This is a genomic window from Tenacibaculum sp. M1.3A, from assembly GCF_057732375.1.
Window position 1 is genome coordinate 250882 of sequence record NZ_JBYJEF010000003.1, and the last position, 18495, is coordinate 269376.

Consider the following 18495-nt stretch of genomic DNA (forward strand, 5'->3'; position numbering starts at 1 on the left):
TAACAAAAAAAAATAGTTCTTTTTTGTTAAAAAACACTAATAAATTATTACTTTTGCAAACCGATTTTTAGAAACGAAGAAAAGCAAGATAATATGACTGCAAAAGAAAGAAAAACAGTAGATGTTTTAATTGAAATACCAAAAGGAAGTAGAAATAAATACGAATACGATTTTGACTTAGGAAAAATTCGTTTCGATAGAATGTTATTTTCATCAATGATGTACCCTGGAGATTATGGTTTCATTCCAGAAACTTTAGCTTTAGATAACGATCCATTAGATGTATTAGTTTTAGGAGCTGAACCAACTTTTCCTATGTGTGTTATGGAAGTAAAACCAATCGGTGTTTTCCATATGGCAGATGAAAAAGGACAAGATGAAAAAATTATCTGTGTTCCTATTTCTGATCCTATCTGGAGTCAATTAAACGACTTAAAAGATATGAACCCTCACCAAGTTAAAGAAATTACTCACTTTTTTCAAGTTTATAAAGATTTAGAAAAGAAAAAAGTAGATGTTGGTGGTTGGGGAGACGCAAACGAAGCTTATGAAATCTTAGATAAGTGTATCGAACGTTACGAAAATAGCGAGCATAAAGCAAATGGAGATTTTACTATTTAATCAGTAAAATTCTATATAAATTACCAAAACCTCTCAGATCATTCTGAGAGGTTTTTTGTTTAGTCGCTGATTTCGTTATATTTACGAACATCAATTAACTAATCAAAACATAAAATATATGGAATCAATAATGATTTGGATGCCAATTGTAGCTGCTCTAATAGGATTACTTTACATGCTCGTTAAGAAAAAATGGGTAATGACACAGGATGCTGGAGATGGAAAAATGAAAGAAATCTCTGACCATATTTACGAAGGTGCCTTAGCTTTCTTAGATGCAGAATATAAGCTATTAACAATTTTTGTAATCATCGTTAGTGTTTTACTGGCGATTGTAGCCTACTTTGTTCCAACAACAAGTTATTTAATCGTTATTGCATTTATCTGCGGTGCTATTTTTTCTGCTTTCGCAGGAAACATGGGAATGAAAATAGCAACCAAAACAAATGTAAGAACTTCGCAAGCAGCAAAAACAAGTTTACCCAATGCCCTTAAAGTTTCTTTTGGAGGCGGAACCGTAATGGGACTTGGCGTTGCCGGATTAGCCGTTTTGGGGTTAACTACATTCTTTATCGCTTTCTTCTACTTCTTTATGGGAGGTGTTTGGACAAATACTATGGATATGACGATTGTTCTTGAAACCCTCGCTGGCTTCTCTTTAGGTGCAGAAAGCATTGCACTATTTGCCCGTGTTGGTGGAGGGATTTACACAAAAGCTGCCGATGTTGGTGCCGATTTAGTAGGTAAAGTTGAGGCTGGTATTCCTGAAGATGACCCACGTAATCCTGCTACAATTGCAGATAATGTAGGTGATAATGTAGGTGATGTTGCGGGTATGGGAGCAGATTTATTCGGTTCGTATGTTGCAACAGTTTTAGCTGCAATGGTTTTAGGAAATTATGTTATTAAAGATATGGGCGGAAGTATTACTGATGCCTTTGGCGGAATTGGTCCTATATTATTACCAATGGCAATTGCGGGTATCGGAATTATAATTTCGATGATCGGAACCATGCTAGTAAAAATTAAAAGTAATGATGCTAAAGAGTCTCAAGTAATGAGCGCCTTAAACTTAGGTAACTGGGTTTCTATTGCTTTAGTAGCAATCGCTTGTTTTATTTTATGCAAATGGATGCTTCCAGAAAACATGAAAATGGAATTCTTTGGTGAAGGTTTACAAGATATCTCATCAATGAGAGTATTTTACGCAACATTGGTTGGTTTGGTTGTTGGTGCTGTTATTTCTTCAGTAACTGAATATTATACTGGCTTAGGGAAATCTCCTATTTTAAAAATAGTACAACAATCTTCTACGGGCGCCGGAACAAATATTATTGCCGGTTTAGCGACAGGTATGATTTCTACATTTCCTTCTGTTTTATTATTTGCTGCCGCAATTTGGTCATCGTATGCGTTCGCAGGGTTTTACGGAGTAGCATTAGCAGCTTCTGCAATGATGGCAACTACCGCTATGCAATTAGCTATTGATGCTTTCGGACCAATAGCAGATAATGCTGGTGGAATTGCAGAAATGAGCGAGCAAAAACCAATTGTTAGAGAGCGTACAGATATTTTAGACGCCGTTGGTAATACAACTGCAGCGACAGGTAAAGGATTCGCTATTGCTTCTGCCGCATTAACATCATTAGCGTTATTTGCTGCTTATGTAACGTTTACAGGAATAGACGGAATTAATATTTTTAAAGCTCCTGTGTTAGCAATGTTATTTGTGGGTGGAATGGTTCCTGTAGTTTTTTCCGCTTTAGCGATGAATGCCGTTGGTAAAGCAGCCATGGAAATGGTACAAGAAGTAAGACGTCAGTTTAAAGATATCCCAGGGATAATGGAAGGTACAGGGAAACCAGAATACGACAAATGTGTAGCAATTTCTACGGAAGCTTCTTTAAGAGAAATGATGTTACCAGGATTGTTAACAATCGGATTTCCATTAATTATTGCCTTTGTACCAATGATTTTCGGAATGAACAATTTAGCGATTGCAGAAATGTTAGGTGGTTATATGGCCGGAGTTACAGTTTCGGGTGTTCTTTGGGCAATCTTTCAGAATAATGCTGGTGGCGCTTGGGATAATGCTAAAAAATCTTTTGAAGCTGGAGTAGAAATCAACGGGAAAATGACTTATAAAGGTTCGGATGCTCACAAGGCAGCGGTTACTGGTGATACGGTTGGTGATCCTTTTAAAGATACTTCTGGTCCATCAATGAATATTTTAATCAAACTTACCTGCTTAATTGGTTTGGTAATTGCACCTATTTTAGGCGGACATAATATTGATACAAACTCTCATTCAGAAGACATTACCATCACAAAAGATGGAAATACGATGAAAGTAGAACTCAAAAATGTTAAGCATACTGATGATAACGGTAAAACAACCGTTATTAAAAATGAAATCAGTAAAATTATCAAAGTAGATATTAACAAGAATGATAACGGAACCGCAAAAGCTATAATCACTACATCTACTACCGAAAACGGAGAAAAAGTTACAAAAGAAGAAACTGTAGAAGGAACTTTAGAGGAGGTAAAAGAGAAAATAAAAGCTTTAGAAAATAGCGAAGAGAAAATTAACATCAATGCTACAGAAAAGGGTAATAAAATCGTTAAAGAAATAACGATTGATGTTGAAGAAGTAAAATAATTTAACAACTATATTTTATAGAAACCCGATAGTTATATTCTATAGGGTTTCTTATTTTTGTACGATGTCTAAAAGAACCCTGTCTAATTTTAAAATAGATAACCCTAAAGAGTTTAAGCAAAAACTATTTGCTTGGTCTAAACAGTTTGAAACTGCTATTTGGTTGGATTCTAATAATTACGAGCAAAAATATTCTTCGTTCGATTGTTGTTTGGCTGCAGATGAATTTACATCGATAAAAACTGATGCTTATAATGCTTTTGATAAACTAAAAGAATATCAATCATATACAAAAGATTATCTTTTTGGCTATATTTCTTATGATGTTAAAAATGACGTCGAAAAACTACGATCTACTAATTTTGACGGACTTCATTTTCCTGACTTATATTTTTTTCAACCTCAAAAATTAATTTTCATTAAAGGAAATACGGTTGAGTTTCATTATTTACAAATGATAGATGATGAACTGGAAGAAGATTTTAATGACATCTTAGAAACGAACCCTACTATTATTCCTGATGAAATCGAAAAATCATCAGAAGAAGAAAAAATTAAAATAAAACTTCGTATCCATAAAGATGAGTACCTTCAAAAAGTAACAAAAGTTTTAAAACATATCCATAGAGGCGATATTTATGAAGCTAATTTCTGCCAAGAATTTTATGCCGAAAATACCAGCATCAATCCTTATAAAATATACACGCATTTAAACGACATATCAGAACCACCTTTTGCTACTTTTTTCAGGCACGAAAACTTGTATTTATTATCCGCTACACCCGAAAGGTATTTAAAAAAAGAAGGAACAAAAATTATATCGCAACCTATTAAAGGTACCGCAAAGCGATTAATTGATGCTATTGAAGATGATAAAATAGCTTTCGATTTATCGCGCGATGAAAAAGAGCGAGCAGAAAATGTGATGATTGTAGATTTGGTTCGTAATGATTTATCAAAAACTGCAAAAAAAGGAAGTGTTATTGTTGAAGAACTTTGCAAAGTACATTCTTTTAAACAAGTGCATCAAATGATATCTACCATAGTTTCAGAAATAGCTATAAACACACATCCTGTTGATGTTATTAAAGACACGTTTCCGATGGGAAGCATGACGGGAGCTCCGAAAGTATCCGCCATGAAAATTATTGAAGAACTAGAGGAGACCAAACGTGGTTTGTATTCAGGAACCATTGGTTATTTCACACCAAATGGCGACTTTGATTTTAATGTAATTATTAGAAGCATTTTATACAATGCTGATGAAAAATACGTTTCATATTCAGTTGGTGGCGCAATTACAGCCAAGTCAACTCCCGAAAAAGAATATGAAGAGTGCCTACTAAAAGCAAAAGCAATGAAATATGTGCTATTAAACTCAAAGTAGTTCACTATATTGAACCCTCAATATTTAAAAATTACATGAATTTCACCAATCCATTAGTATATGGCGTACCTTGTTTTTTGGGTCTTATTTTATTAGAACTCACCTATAGCAAAACACACAATAAGAAAGATTTATATGACTGGAAAGATTTAGGATCTAGCTTAACAATGGGAATTGGCTCTGCTATTATTGCGCCTTTAATTAAAACAATTTCAGCAATTATTATCTTTAATTATGTGTATGAAATTTTTAATCCGTTAGTAGATGATGTTCGCATGAATATTATGGGTTGGGAGTCTTTTGGGTATGCTTGGTATGTTTGGATTATTTGCCAGCTATTAGATGATTTTAGCTACTACTGGTTTCACAGACAAAATCATATGGTTCGTTTTTTATGGGCAGCACATATTGTACACCATTCATCAAATAACTTTAATTTAGGAACCGCCGTTCGTAATGGTTGGTTTACCATTTTATACAAGCCTTTTTTTTATATGTGGTTGCCTGCAATTGGTTTTCCACCAGAAATGGTAGTTGTTTGTTTAGGTATTGAAGCTTTATGGCAATTTCAATTACATTCGGTTTATATATCAAAAATTAAATATATTGATGTAATTTTTAACACGCATACAATGCACCAAGTACATCACGCAAAGAATATTGAATATATGGATAAAAATCATGGCGGATTTTTAAACATTTTTGATAGAATATTTGGTACGTGGAAAGAATTAGATGAAGAAATTGATATTGAATATGGTGTAACTCATGCTCCTAATTCATATAATCCTTGGGTAATTTTAACCCATGAATACAAAGATATTTTTAACGACTCCAAAAAATCTAGTAATTGGATTCATAAATTTATGTATATTTTTGGCCCTCCGGGCTGGAGTCATGACGGAAGTACGATTAGTGTTAAAGAGATGCGAAAACTTATCGCCCAAAAAAAATAGGTGTAATGATAATAGATCAAGAAGAAAAATTTAAAGCAGTACTTCCTAAAATAGAAGGAAGCGTAAACGAACAAAGTTTTTTTAATAAATTTTTAGAATTGTATCCTGAAGCTTGGAAACAACATAAAATTACCTTCTCTAAATTTAAGAGAGGTAAACAGTTTGGAAAAACAATTCCGTTACCAAAACCCGAAGTTTCTTTAAGAAAAGAGATAAGACAGTGGTTACAAAAACAATAAACTATGACGCATCAAGAATTCAATTTCGATTATCATAAAACTACTTTCTTTGGTCAGTTTTGGCAACCCGAAACCGTAAAAGCTGTGGTGGTTATTATTCACGGAATGGGAGAACATTCTGGTCGTTACCAACATGTTGCTAAAAAATTAACCGATAATAATTTTGGTGTTATTGCTTTTGATCATTTTGGCCATGGAAAAACCACAGGCAAAAGAGGTCATAATCCTGGTTTTGATACCGTTTTAGAAAGCATATCAAAGTTAATTACAAAAGCAAAGGAAGTGTTCGGAGATAAACAATTTTTTTTATACGGACATTCTATGGGCGGAAACGCAGTTATTAACTACACACTTCGTAAAGAAAATGACTTAACAGGAATCATTGCCACTAGCCCAATGCTTAAGTTAGCTTTTGATCCGCCAGCATGGAAACTTTCTTTAGGTAAAATGATGCAAAAAATTGCACCGTCAATAACCTTAGGAAACGAATTAGATGCAAATGATGTTTCTCGAGACAAAACTGAAGTAGCAAAATATATTAACGATCCGTTAGTGCATGATAAAATTAGTCCGAATTTTTCTTTATCATTTATTGATTCCGGTCAATGGGCTATTAAAAATGCTACAAACTTAAAAAAACCTATGTTTCTATTACATGGCACAGGTGATAAAATTATCGATTATAAAGGAACCAAAACTTTTGCCAATGCTACAGAAAAAGCAAGCTTAAAACTTTATGAAGGCGGTTATCATGAGCTACAACATGATTTGTGTAAAGAAGAAATGATGCAAGACATTATTAACTGGTTAAATAATCAACTGTAAAAAATATAGGTTATAAAATGCTGCAACAATTAGCGGAACATATTGATACTCATTTTTCGTTTTTAAAAGAAAAAAAACTCTTAATTGCAATCTCAGGAGGAGTTGACAGTGTTGTTTTAACACATTTATTACATCAATTAAACTTTACTATTTCTTTAGCACATTGTAATTTTCAGCTAAGAGATGAAGAAAGTAATTTAGACGAACTGTATGTTAAAGAGCTAGCAAATGAATTAAATACTCCTGTTTTCTCAGTACTATTTGAAACATCCAAATATGCTAAAGAACATAAATTATCAACCCAAATAGCTGCTAGAAAGCTTCGGTATAATTGGTTTGATGAATTGATAAAAGAAAATAATTTCGATTATATTTTAACGGGGCATCATGCTGATGACAATCTAGAAACTTTTATTATTAATTTAACCCGAGGAACAGGTTTAGATGGTTTAACAGGTATTCCTGCTGTAAACGGAAAAATAGTACGTCCTTTATTAATTTTCTCTCGAGAACAAATAAAAACATACGCCACAGATAATAACATTCAATGGCGAGAAGATGCTAGTAATTCCGAAATAAAATATATCAGAAATAAAATAAGGCATCAAATTATTCCTCTTTTAAAAGAATTAAATCCTAGTTTTTTAAAAACACATCATAAAACTACCACTTTTCTTAAACAATCTCAACAAATCATTACTGACAAAATGGAAGAAATTTCTTCTAAAATAGTTAGTAAACAAGAAAATTTATTAAAAATAAATATTGTAGAATTATTACAGTTATCGGACCCGAAACCTTATTTACAACAACTTTTAAAACAATATAAATTCACTGAATGGAATGATGTTTACGACTTAATTTACGCAGAATCTGGCAAGAAACTAACAACAAAATCACATACTTTATTAAAAGATAGAGATTTTTTACTACTTTTACCCACCAATGAACAAGACACCGCTGAAAATGAAGAGGTTATAATTCATAAGGACAAAACAAGAATAACAAATCCAATTAACTTGTTATTCAAAAATGTTTATGAAAATATAATTATTAACACAAATTGTATTTTTGTTGATAAAATTTTGTTAAATTACCCCCTCATCATTAGAAAGCAAAAAGCTGGTGATTATTTTTATCCAACAGGAATGTTAGGAAAGAAAAAAGTTAGCAAGTATTTTAAAGATGAAAAATTATCGCTTTTGGATAAAAACAACACATGGTTGCTTTGCTCAAATGATAATGAAATTATATGGATTATTGGAAGGCGACAAGACAAACGTTTTTTACCTTCAAGTAAAACAACACAATTATTAAGAATAACTAATTAAAAACAACCCCTTATAAACTAACTCGAATGAAAAAATTCTTTACTCTATTTTTATTATTCATCGGTTTAACGGTATTCTCCCAATCTGATGATAATCCTATTGTGGTAACACCTACCGTTGAAAAAATTTCGGATACAGAATACGATTTAATTTTCGATATTGAAATTGCAGAAGACTGGCACTTATACTCACAATACAATCCAGAAGATGCTTCATTACCAATGTCGATATCTCCTGCTGAAGGACAAACAGGTTACACTCTTAATGGAAAAGCAAAAGAGGGTGATACTGAGACTGAATTTAGTGAAATTTGGGGGAAAGACGAAATCTTCTTCGTAGACGAAGGTCGATTAGTACAAAGAATTACTGTTTCTGACGCTAGCCTAACTCAAATAACACTTAATTTAGACGCACAAGTTTGTAAAGAATACTGTTTACCTTTTGATGAAGACTTTACTTTCTCTTTAATTGGAGAAGAAGTTTCACAAACTGTTGTTGAAGTTGATGATAAAAGTCAATCTTTAGCACAATCTTTAAACTTAAACTTAAAAAATACTGCTTTATTAAAAAGTACAACTCAAAAATCTTCTGAAGAAGACGGAGATAGTTTACTTAACATATTCTTATTAGGATTTGTTGGTGGTTTACTAGCATTTTTAACTCCTTGTGTTTTTCCAATGGTGCCTTTAACAGTATCTTACTTTACAAAGCATAATGAGAAAAAAGGAAAAGGGATTCGTAGTGCAATCTTATATGGTTTCTTTATCGTGTTAATCTACGGTTTATTAAGCTTACCTTTTCATTACTTAGATACTTTAGATCCTGAGATTTTAAATAGTATTTCTACCAACATGTGGTTGAATTTATTTTTCTTCACAGTATTAATATTCTTTGCAGGTTCATTCTTCGGATTTTATGAATTAACATTGCCTAGCTCATGGAGTAACAAAGCTGATAGTGCTTCAAGTATTGGAGGAATTATTGGTATATTCTTTATGGCTTTAACTTTAGCGATTGTTTCTTTTTCTTGTACGGGTCCTATTTTAGGGTCATTATTAGCAGGTTCTTTAGGAAGTGATGGTGGTGCAATGCAATTATCAGCAGGTATGATCGGTTTTGGAGCAGCTTTAGCATTACCTTTTGCTTTATTTGCAATGTTCCCTAAATGGTTAAACTCTTTACCAAAATCTGGTGGATGGTTAAACACCGTAAAAGTGTTTTTAGGTTTCTTAGAATTAGCTTTTGCTTTTAAATTCTTATCAAATGCTGATTTAGTAGGTCACTGGGATTTATTAAAAAGAGAAGTATTTATTGGTATCTGGACGGTTATATCATTATTAACTGCACTATACTTATTCGGTTTCATCGGTAAAAAGTACGGTAAAATTACTTTCTTTAGAGTACTACTAGGAATAGCGTCTCTATCGTTAGCAATATACTTAGCACCTGGTGTAATGGAAAAACCAGTATGGAACCAAAATGCTTTATTAAGTGGATTTGCTCCACCTCAATTTCATAGTATCTATAAAAAAGACAATAAATGTCCGTTAGGATTAAACTGCTATAAAGATTTTGAAGAAGGTATTGCTTACGCGAAATCAGTTAACAAACCAGTATTATTAGATTTTACAGGATGGGCATGTGTTAACTGTCGTAAAATGGAGGAAACGATTTGGGTTAAACCAGAAATCTATTCTTTAATTAATGATGATTATGTTTTAATATCTTTATATGTTGATGATCACGAAAGACAATTACCAGAAGAAGAGCAATTCGATTTTATTAAGCCGAATGGTAAAGTAAAAAGGATTAGAACTTATGGTGATAAATGGGCTACTTTACAGGTTGCAAACTTTAAAACAGCATCACAGCCATTTTATATATTAATGAGCCCAAGTTTAGAGCTTTTAAACTCACCTCAACAATATTCAGATCAAACAGCATATTACGAATGGTTAAAAACAGGATTAGATAATTTTAATAAAAAATAATCTATTAAACTATATATTCAAAAATGCCTCTTTAATAAAGAGGCATTTTTTTTGATAGACTTAATTGTAATAATATTACAATTAACACATAATAAATAAAGACAATAATTTTAGCTATCTTTAACAGAAAGAGAAAGTTATGCTAATAAAAACCTATGGGTCAGCTGTTTTTGGTATTGAAGCCACAACTATTACTGTAGAGGTTAATATAGATAAAGGAGTAGGCTATCATTTGGTTGGTTTACCAGACAATGCTGTTCGCGAAAGCTCTTATCGTATTTCTGCAGCATTAAATAATAACGGATTTAAACTTCCTGGAAAAAAAATAATTATAAATATGGCTCCTGCCGATATCCGTAAAGAGGGAGCCGCTTACGATTTAACTTTAGCTGTTGGTATTCTTGCTGCTTCTAATCAAATTAAAACCACAAACATTAACGAGTACATAATAATGGGAGAACTTTCTTTAGACGGAAGTCTTCAACCTATTAAAGGAGCTTTGCCAATTGCTATTAAAGCTAGAGAGGAAGGTTACAAGTACTTTATTATACCTAAAGAAAACGCAAGGGAAGCTGCAATCGTTAATGATTTAAATGTTTTAGCAGTTGATAATATTATGCAGGTTATTAATCACCTAGAAAACAAAGAATTAATAACCCCTACTATTGTTGATACACGTGCTGAATTTTACAAGCATATTGATTTTCCTGAATTTGATTTTTCAGATGTAAAGGGGCAAGAAAGTATAAAACGTTGTATGGAAATTGCAGCTTCGGGTGGTCATAACATTATTTTAATTGGTCCGCCAGGCGCAGGAAAAACAATGTTAGCTAAAAGACTACCTTCTATATTGCCACCAATGACATTACAAGAAGCTTTAGAAACCACCAAAATACACTCTGTTGTAGGTAAAATAAAAAATTCGGGATTACAATTTAGCCGTCCTTTTAGATCTCCTCACCACAGCTGCTCGGATATCGCTTTAATTGGTGGGGGAAATAACTTACCCCAACCGGGTGAAATTTCCTTAGCTCATAATGGTGTTTTATTTTTAGATGAACTGCCAGAATTTAAACGCGGAGTTTTAGAAGTAATGAGACAACCTTTAGAAGACAGAGAAGTAACTATTTCTAGAGCTAAATTCACGGTAAACTACCCCAGTAGTTTTATGTTAGTTGCAAGCATGAATCCTAGTCCATCTGGTTTTTTTAACGATCCTAGTTCACCAATGACATCTTCACCTGCAGAAATGCAACGCTATTTAAGTAAAATATCTGGACCTTTATTAGATCGGATTGATATACATATTGAAGTAACACCGGTTCCGTTTGATAAATTATCAGAAGAAAGAAAAGGAGAATCTAGCGTAGACATAAGAAAGAGAGTAACAAAAACTCGCGAAATACAAACAGCTCGTTTTAGCAATTCTGATACTGTACATTACAACGCCCAGATGAACGTAAAACAGATTCGTGAATTTTGTAAACTATCTAACGAAAGTAAAAGTTTATTAAAAATGGCGATGGAAAAACTCAACCTCTCTGCAAGAGCTTATGATCGAATTTTAAAAGTAGCACGCACAATTGCAGATATTGATGCATCTATAAATATAAAATCAGATCATTTAACAGAAGCAATTCAATATCGAAGTTTAGATAGGGAAGGCTGGTTAGGATAAAACGCAAAAACTAATAATTTATATAGAAAAATTAGTAATTTAGTAGCTTATAAAACAACAGTTAAATTAATCATCCGATGAAAAAAATAGTTTGTATAATGGCAATTGCCATTGCTATGATTTCTTGTAAAAAAGAACCAAATAATTTTGTTACTTTTTCAGGGAAAATTACCAATAAAAATTCAGATTCTATCGTCATTTCTAATCCTCAATTAAAATTTAGTAGAGTAATTAAGGTTGATGAAAACGGTACTTTTAAAGACACTATGAACCTTAAAGATGGTTTTTATCGTCTTTTTGACGGACAAGAATCAACTTCTTTATATTTAAAAAACGGAGCAAATGTTACTATGACAATTGACTCAAAAGAATTTGATGAAAGTGTTGCTTATACAGGTGAAGGTTCTGGTGAAAGTAACTTCTTAGCAAAAACATCATTATTACAAGAAAATCTTTTAAACGATAAAGACTTATTTACTTTACCAAAAGAGAAATTCGATACGAAAGTAAATAATTATACTGCTGATTTTAACAAAAGAATCTCTGAGACAAAGTTAGATTCTACTTTTGTTGCTTCACAAAAACAAAACATTACAGGTTTAACAAATTACTTAAACAAAACACATGCAGACAAGTTATATTTAGCTACTAAACTAGCAAAAGGTATTGAGTCGCCTAAGTTTGTTGATTACGAAAATTTTAAAGGAGGCACAACTTCTTTAGATGACTTAAAAGGTAAATATGTTTATGTTGATATGTGGGCTACTTGGTGTAACCCATGTAAACAAGAAATTCCTTTTTTACAAAAAATAGAAAAACAATATCATAACAAAGACATTGAGTTTGTAAGTATTTCTGTTGATAGTGAAAGAGATTATGAAACTTGGAAAAAAATGGTAGCCGACAAAAACTTAACCGGAATTCAATTATATTCTAAAAGAGATAAAAACTTTGCTGGCGCTTATAAAGTAAATAGCATACCACGTTTTATCTTAATCGATCCACAAGGTAATATTGTAGATGCAAATGCTCCTAGACCTTCTAGCCCAAGGTTAATTGAATTGTTTAATTCTTTAAAGATATAATTTAAGTTTAAAATTTATATAAAGAATCCTGCAACTTAGTTGTAGGATTCTTTTTTGAAGCTAATTCCCGCTTTCCGCACTCGCTCTCTGCGAGGAGCTCAAACAAACATTTCAATCGGGGCTAAGTATTTTAATGTGTTTAATTTTAAAACAATTGGTCATTCTAGTTTTTTAATAATGAGTTAACTTATTAGGTGTGATTCTGAAATAAATTCAGAATGATGCTACGCAAAAACATATTTGTGTTTAAAGACAAGAACTAAAACCTTTCTCTATAATTCTTAAACAAAAGTCATTACGAGAAAAACGAAATAATCTTATTATTAGAGATAGATTGCCACAGTTTAAAAAAATAAACTTCGCAATGACGATTACAAAATAGCAAAATCTCTGAAAATGTAATTTTATACTAAGGCTAGGTATAAAACCTATTTATACTTCTTAAACAAACGTCATTACGAGAGAAACGAAGTAATCTTCTTCTTAAAATAGAATAGCTCCGAAATTCAATATTGTTAGCGATAAAACCAAAACAATTAAAAACACAAGCTTTCGACTGCTCTCAAGGTGACAGAAGTTATTGTTACGAATCGAATACGTCAAATTGAAAAACTTGTTTAAGGTTCGCATAATTAATAGCGCAGGTTTCATATGATTCTAAAATAAATTCAGAATGATGCTACGCAAAAACATATTTGTGTTTAAAGACAAGAAATAAAACCTTTCTCTATAATTCTTAATAAAACCTCATTACGAGAGAAACAAAGCAATCCTATTCTTAAAATAGATTACCACAGAATATTCAACATTGTTAGCTATAAAACCAAAACAATTAAAACACAACCTTTTAACTGCTCTCAAGGTGACAGAAGTTATTGTTACGAATCGAATACGTCAAACTGAACTTGTTTCAGGTTCGCATAATTAATAGCAGGTTTCATATGATTCTAAAATAAATTCAGAATGATGCTATGCAAAAACATATTTGTGTTTAAAGACAAGAAATAAAACCTTTCTCTATAATTTTTAATAAAACGTCATTACGAGAGAAACGAAGTAATCTTCTTCTTAAAATAGAATAGCTCCGAAATTCAACATTATTAGCTATAATACCAAAACAATTAAAACACAACCTTTCGACTGTGATCAAGGTGACAGGAAACAAAATGGAGTTGTAATAAATTATTGTTCCGAGCCTAAAGCTGCATTAAGGATAGTAGTGGCATCCTTTTTTAATGTCTGTTCGAGTGATTTTTTGAAGAATGATAAAAATTGTATCGAGAACAACAATAAAAAAGATATAGCGGATAGCCTGTTAAAACGCTCAAACAAAAAAACCCTACAAATTAATGCAAGGGTTTTAGGTTTGTTATGATAAAATTCTAAAACAACCTTTCGACTACGCTCAAGGTGACAATTTCAGAATAATAAAATTTAGTATCTGTAGTGTTCTGGCTTATAAGGACCATCAACAGTTACACCAATATAAGATGCTTGCTCAGAACGTAATTCTGTAAGCTCTACTCCTATTTTAGCTAAGTGTAATTTCGCTACTTTTTCATCTAAATGTTTTGGTAACATATATACATCATTTCCGTAAGCAGCTTTATTTTTCCAAAGTTCGATTTGTGCTAAAGTTTGGTTTGTAAATGAGTTGCTCATTACAAAACTTGGGTGACCAGTTGCACAGCCTAAGTTTACTAAACGTCCTTCTGCTAAAAGAATAATATCGTTTCCGTTGATGTTGTATTTATCAACCTGAGGTTTGATAGTATCTTTTGTATGACCATGGTTTTTATTTAACCAAGCCATATCAATCTCGTTATCGAAGTGCCCAATGTTACAAACAATAACTTTGTCTTTCATTTCTTCGAAATGACGACCTTGAATAATGTCTTTGTTACCAGTAGTTGTAATAATAATATCAGAATTACCAACAACAGTTTCTAGTCTTTTAACTTCAAAACCGTCCATTGCAGCTTGTAAAGCACAAATAGGATCAATTTCAGTAACAGTAACGATAGAACCTGCACCTTTAAAAGAAGCAGCTGTACCTTTACCTACATCACCATAACCACAAACTGTAACACGTTTACCTGCTAACATAATATCAGTTGCACGACGAATTGCATCAACTGCAGATTCTTTACATCCGTATTTGTTATCAAATTTAGATTTAGTTACAGAATCGTTTACGTTAATTGCTGGCATTGGTAAAGTTCCTGCCTTTACTCTGTCATACAATCTGTGAACTCCTGTAGTAGTTTCTTCAGATAATCCGTTAATTCCAGCAGCTAATTCTGGATAACGATCTAATACCATATTTGTTAAATCACCTCCATCATCTAAAATTAAGTTTAATGGCTTTTTATCTTCACCAAAGAATAAAGTTTGTTCGATACACCAGTCAAATTCTTCTTCTGTCATATCTTTCCAAGCATATACAGGTGTTCCTGTAGCAGCAATTGCAGCAGCAGCCTGATCTTGTGTAGAAAAAATATTACAAGAACTCCAAGTTACCTCAGCACCTAAAGCTTGTAAAGTTTCTATCAAAACAGCAGTTTGAATTGTCATGTGTAAACACCCTGCAATTCTAGCTCCTTTTAATGGTTGCTCATCTTTATATTCTTCACGTAAGCTCATTAATCCTGGCATTTCAGCTTCTGCCAATAAAATTTCTTTTCTTCCCCAATCAGCTAAAGTGATATCTTTAACTTTAAAAGGAACGTATGTAGCGTTTTTTGTGCTCATATTTATGTATATTTATATATCTAAATTTCTAAGTCGCAAAATTACGAAATAACTTTCTAAAATATGCCTGTTCACAAAACATTAACGGTAAACGAAACCACTAAAGTATTGATTTGGAAGATTGAAGAATCTTTTGAAAATTTATCTGTAGGCATTGAACTTACTCAAAGTAGTAAAGACCGAGTTAACAACATGAAATCGGATTTACACCGCAGGGGTTTTTTAAGCATTCGTCACTTACTAAATAAGTTTGGCTATACTGATGCAGACTTAGTATATGATGAATATGGAAAGCCACATTTAAAAGATGGTAAATTTATTTCGATAACACATTCTTTTACTTTTTCTGGTATTATAATTTCTGATGACAAACCCGTAGGTATTGATATTGAAAAACAACGAGATAAAATTTTAAAAATAGCACATAAATTTACACCGATTGAAGAATATAAATCGATCGCAAATCACGAAGCTTTAGTGAGTAAACTAACCATTGTTTGGGGAGCCAAAGAAAGCTTGTATAAAATTTACGGTAAGAAAAAATTACTCTTTTTAGATAATATTTATATTGAAGATTTTTCTTTTGAAACAAACGAAACTTCTGGTAAAATTTTATATGAAGGTGTTACCGATGAATATAAAATTTACTTTTTAGAAACCGAAGGATTTACTTGTGTCTATGCTAGTTAAAAAAGACATATCCTAAAAGTTTACGCTCTTCATAAAAATGGCACTTACAAACTTTGTAACTTTGCTTCCTTTAAATTTCGTTTATGAAAATATCAGTAGAACTTACCTTAACACCACTTCAAAATAATTTTGAAGAACCAATTATTCATTTTATAAAAAAACTAAGAGCTTCTGGCTTAACAGTGCTTGAAAACCCATTAAGCACACAAGTATATGGCCATTATGATACCGTAATGCAAGTGGTTACTACAGAATTAAAAAATTCATTCGAATTAATTGATAAAGGGATTTTATTTATGAAAATTGTAAAATCAGACCGTAGCGACTATGAACCAAGTTTTTGATTTTCTATTCAACCAGTACACAACCTACTCTAATTTAGATATTTGGTTAGAAATTATTGCTGTAATTTTTGGTTTTTTATCTGTTTGGTTTTCTAAACAAAATAAAATTTGGGTATTTCCTACCGGAATGATTAGCACCGCTATTTTTGTGTATCTGTTATTAAAATGGCAACTATTAGGCGATATGATGATAAATGGTTACTATTTTATCATGAGCGTTTATGGTTGGTATATTTGGACTCGCAGTGTAGATGCAACGCACGTTACTCCTATTTCTAGTACGACCTTAAAAGAAAAGAAAACAAGTGTTTTTATATTTTTTGCAACTCTAATTTTTGTGTATGCTGTATATACTTATTTTGATAAATGGAATAATTGGACAGCTTATGTAGATACTTTTACTACCGCTATTTTCTTTGTAGGAATGTGGTTAATGGCAAAACGCAAAATTGAAAATTGGATTTATTGGATTATCGGAGATATTATCTCTGTGCCTCTTTATCTTTACAAAGGGTTTACGTTTACAAGTTTTCAATATTTAATTTTTACCTTTATTGCCGTTAGCGGTTATTTAGCATGGAAAAAAAGCTTAAACAAAAAAACAGCAACCTTGTAAAGGTTGTTTTATTCGGACCCGAAAGCACCGGCAAAACTACACTTTCTGGACAATTAGCACGTTATTACAACACCGTTTGGACACCTGAATTTGCGCGTGAGTATTTACAAAACAAATGGAATAACGAACGTGAAATTTGTGAACAAAAAGACATAATACCTATTGCCGAAGGACAAATAAAACTAGAAAACGATTTATCGCTAAAAGCAGATAAAGTTTTAATTTGCGATACCGATTTGCTAGAAACAAAAGTATATTCAGAAGAATATTATGGTGGTTTTGTAGATCCTATACTCGATGAAGCAGCTATTGAAAACTCGTATGATATTTATTTTTTAACGTATATTGATACTCCGTGGGAAGCTGACGATTTACGTGATAAACCCGGCGAACGTTTAGAAATGTTTACTGCTTTTGAAAATACGTTAAAAAAGTACAATCGACCATATATTTTATTAAAAGGAGATAAAGAAACGCGATTGAAAAAAGCAATTGAAATTATAGATGAATTGCTTTCTAAAAAAGAAAATCTGTATTCTTTTTCTACCACTTTAAACAAACCTTCTTTATAATTATGAATTTGCACGAGCTTATTAAAGAACTAAAATATAAAGCCATAAAAAGTTCTGGCGCTGGCGGGCAACATGTAAATAAAGTATCGTCTAAAATAGAATTAGCTTTTGATCTTGCAAATTCTAATCAATTATCTGAAAGACAAAAAGAAATACTCTTTAAAAAACTAGCTTCTCGACTTACCAAAGAACATGTTTTAATGCTGTCTTGTGATGAAACACGTTCTCAACACAGAAACAAAGACCTTGCTATAAAACGTTTTTTAGTGCTAATTACCCAAGGCTTAAAAAGACCTAAAATAAGAAGGACTACGAAACCAAGTAGAGGCTCTGTTTTAAGAAAAGCTGAAAACAAAAAAAGAACCTCCGTTAAAAAAACTTTGAGAAAGAAACCAAAACTCGATTAAACAGCTAAATACTTCACAAAAATCTTAGCCCTGATTGAACGGTTTGTTTGAGCTCTTTTGAGGTACGAAAAAAGCGAGTAGTGAAAGCAGGAAATAGCTTCTGAATAAAATTCTTATATGTTTTAATGTATTATGTTGACTACTTTTTACCAACCTTAACATTACACTTAAAATTATCTATTGTTTTGTTTTTAATTTTAAAATTCGCTTTACCTTTGCCGCGTTCTCGTAAAGGGGTGCCTATATCGGCTGAGATCATACCCAATGAACCTAGAACAGGTAATGCTGTTTAGGGAGGCGATAATCGCCATTTTGTAAACAAACTGTTGTGAACCAAGTA

The 18495-nt window shown here is 32.1% G+C and carries 16 protein-coding genes; 15 read left to right on the forward strand and 1 reads right to left on the reverse strand.

Going from position 1 to position 18495, the window contains the following annotated elements:
- Positions 1–93: 93 nt before the first annotated feature.
- From AC28QF_RS06595 to AC28QF_RS06640, 10 genes are all read left to right on the forward strand, one after another.
- Positions 94–621, forward strand: a complete 528-nt coding sequence (locus AC28QF_RS06595; RefSeq protein WP_488201071.1) for an inorganic diphosphatase — start codon at positions 94–96, stop codon at positions 619–621.
- Between the two features lie 118 nt (positions 622–739).
- A complete protein-coding gene (locus AC28QF_RS06600; RefSeq protein WP_488201070.1) occupies positions 740–3283 on the forward strand; it encodes a sodium-translocating pyrophosphatase in 2544 nt (847 codons plus the stop codon).
- A 64-nt stretch (positions 3284–3347) separates the two neighbouring features.
- Complete coding sequence (locus AC28QF_RS06605) at positions 3348–4670, forward strand: anthranilate synthase component I family protein (RefSeq protein ID WP_488201069.1); 1323 nt, start codon at positions 3348–3350, stop codon at positions 4668–4670.
- 35 nt (positions 4671–4705) lie between these two features.
- Positions 4706–5626: a sterol desaturase family protein gene (locus AC28QF_RS06610; protein ID WP_488201068.1), complete on the forward strand. Its 921-nt coding sequence runs from the start codon at positions 4706–4708 to the stop codon at positions 5624–5626.
- A gap of 5 nt (positions 5627–5631) precedes the next feature.
- Positions 5632–5865 carry a hypothetical protein gene (locus AC28QF_RS06615; RefSeq protein ID WP_488201067.1) on the forward strand — a complete coding sequence of 78 codons (234 nt, stop codon included), beginning with the start codon at positions 5632–5634 and terminating at the stop codon, positions 5863–5865.
- Positions 5866–5868: 3 nt separating this feature from the next.
- Positions 5869–6690 (forward strand): lysophospholipase, encoded by an 822-nt coding sequence (locus AC28QF_RS06620; protein ID WP_488201066.1) that lies wholly within the window; start codon positions 5869–5871, stop codon positions 6688–6690.
- A 17-nt stretch (positions 6691–6707) separates the two neighbouring features.
- A complete protein-coding gene (gene tilS / locus AC28QF_RS06625; RefSeq protein ID WP_488201065.1) occupies positions 6708–8021 on the forward strand; it encodes a tRNA lysidine(34) synthetase TilS in 1314 nt (437 codons plus the stop codon).
- A 26-nt stretch (positions 8022–8047) separates the two neighbouring features.
- A complete protein-coding gene (locus AC28QF_RS06630) occupies positions 8048–10012 on the forward strand; it encodes a protein-disulfide reductase DsbD family protein (RefSeq protein WP_488201064.1) in 1965 nt (654 codons plus the stop codon).
- 139 nt (positions 10013–10151) lie between these two features.
- Complete coding sequence (locus AC28QF_RS06635) at positions 10152–11690, forward strand: YifB family Mg chelatase-like AAA ATPase (protein WP_488201063.1); 1539 nt, start codon at positions 10152–10154, stop codon at positions 11688–11690.
- A 77-nt stretch (positions 11691–11767) separates the two neighbouring features.
- Entirely contained in the window at positions 11768–12775 is a 1008-nt protein-coding gene (locus AC28QF_RS06640; RefSeq protein ID WP_488201062.1) for a TlpA family protein disulfide reductase, read from the forward strand.
- A 1434-nt stretch (positions 12776–14209) separates the two neighbouring features.
- Here the strand turns inward: AC28QF_RS06640 and ahcY are convergent.
- Positions 14210–15526 carry an adenosylhomocysteinase gene (gene ahcY, locus AC28QF_RS06645; RefSeq protein ID WP_488201061.1) on the reverse strand — a complete coding sequence of 439 codons (1317 nt, stop codon included), beginning with the start codon at positions 15524–15526 and terminating at the stop codon, positions 14210–14212.
- A 63-nt stretch (positions 15527–15589) separates the two neighbouring features.
- Here ahcY and AC28QF_RS06650 point away from each other — a divergent pair, with 63 nt between their 5' ends.
- From AC28QF_RS06650 to arfB, 5 genes are all read left to right on the forward strand, one after another.
- Positions 15590–16216, forward strand: coding sequence for a 4'-phosphopantetheinyl transferase family protein (locus AC28QF_RS06650; protein ID WP_488201060.1), 627 nt, complete (start codon positions 15590–15592; stop codon positions 16214–16216).
- An 83-nt stretch (positions 16217–16299) separates the two neighbouring features.
- A complete protein-coding gene (locus AC28QF_RS06655) occupies positions 16300–16560 on the forward strand; it encodes a hypothetical protein (RefSeq protein WP_488201059.1) in 261 nt (86 codons plus the stop codon).
- On the forward strand, positions 16544–17176 hold the full coding sequence (gene pnuC / locus AC28QF_RS06660) for a nicotinamide riboside transporter PnuC (protein ID WP_488201058.1): 633 nt from the start codon (positions 16544–16546) through the stop codon (positions 17174–17176). The genes AC28QF_RS06655 and pnuC overlap by 17 nt, the downstream gene beginning before the upstream one ends.
- Positions 17137–17748, forward strand: a complete 612-nt coding sequence (locus AC28QF_RS06665) for an AAA family ATPase (RefSeq protein ID WP_488201057.1) — start codon at positions 17137–17139, stop codon at positions 17746–17748. The genes pnuC and AC28QF_RS06665 overlap by 40 nt, the downstream gene beginning before the upstream one ends.
- Positions 17749–17750: 2 nt before the next feature.
- Positions 17751–18155, forward strand: a complete 405-nt coding sequence (arfB, locus tag AC28QF_RS06670; protein WP_488201056.1) for an alternative ribosome rescue aminoacyl-tRNA hydrolase ArfB — start codon at positions 17751–17753, stop codon at positions 18153–18155.
- Positions 18156–18495: the final 340 nt, after the last annotated feature.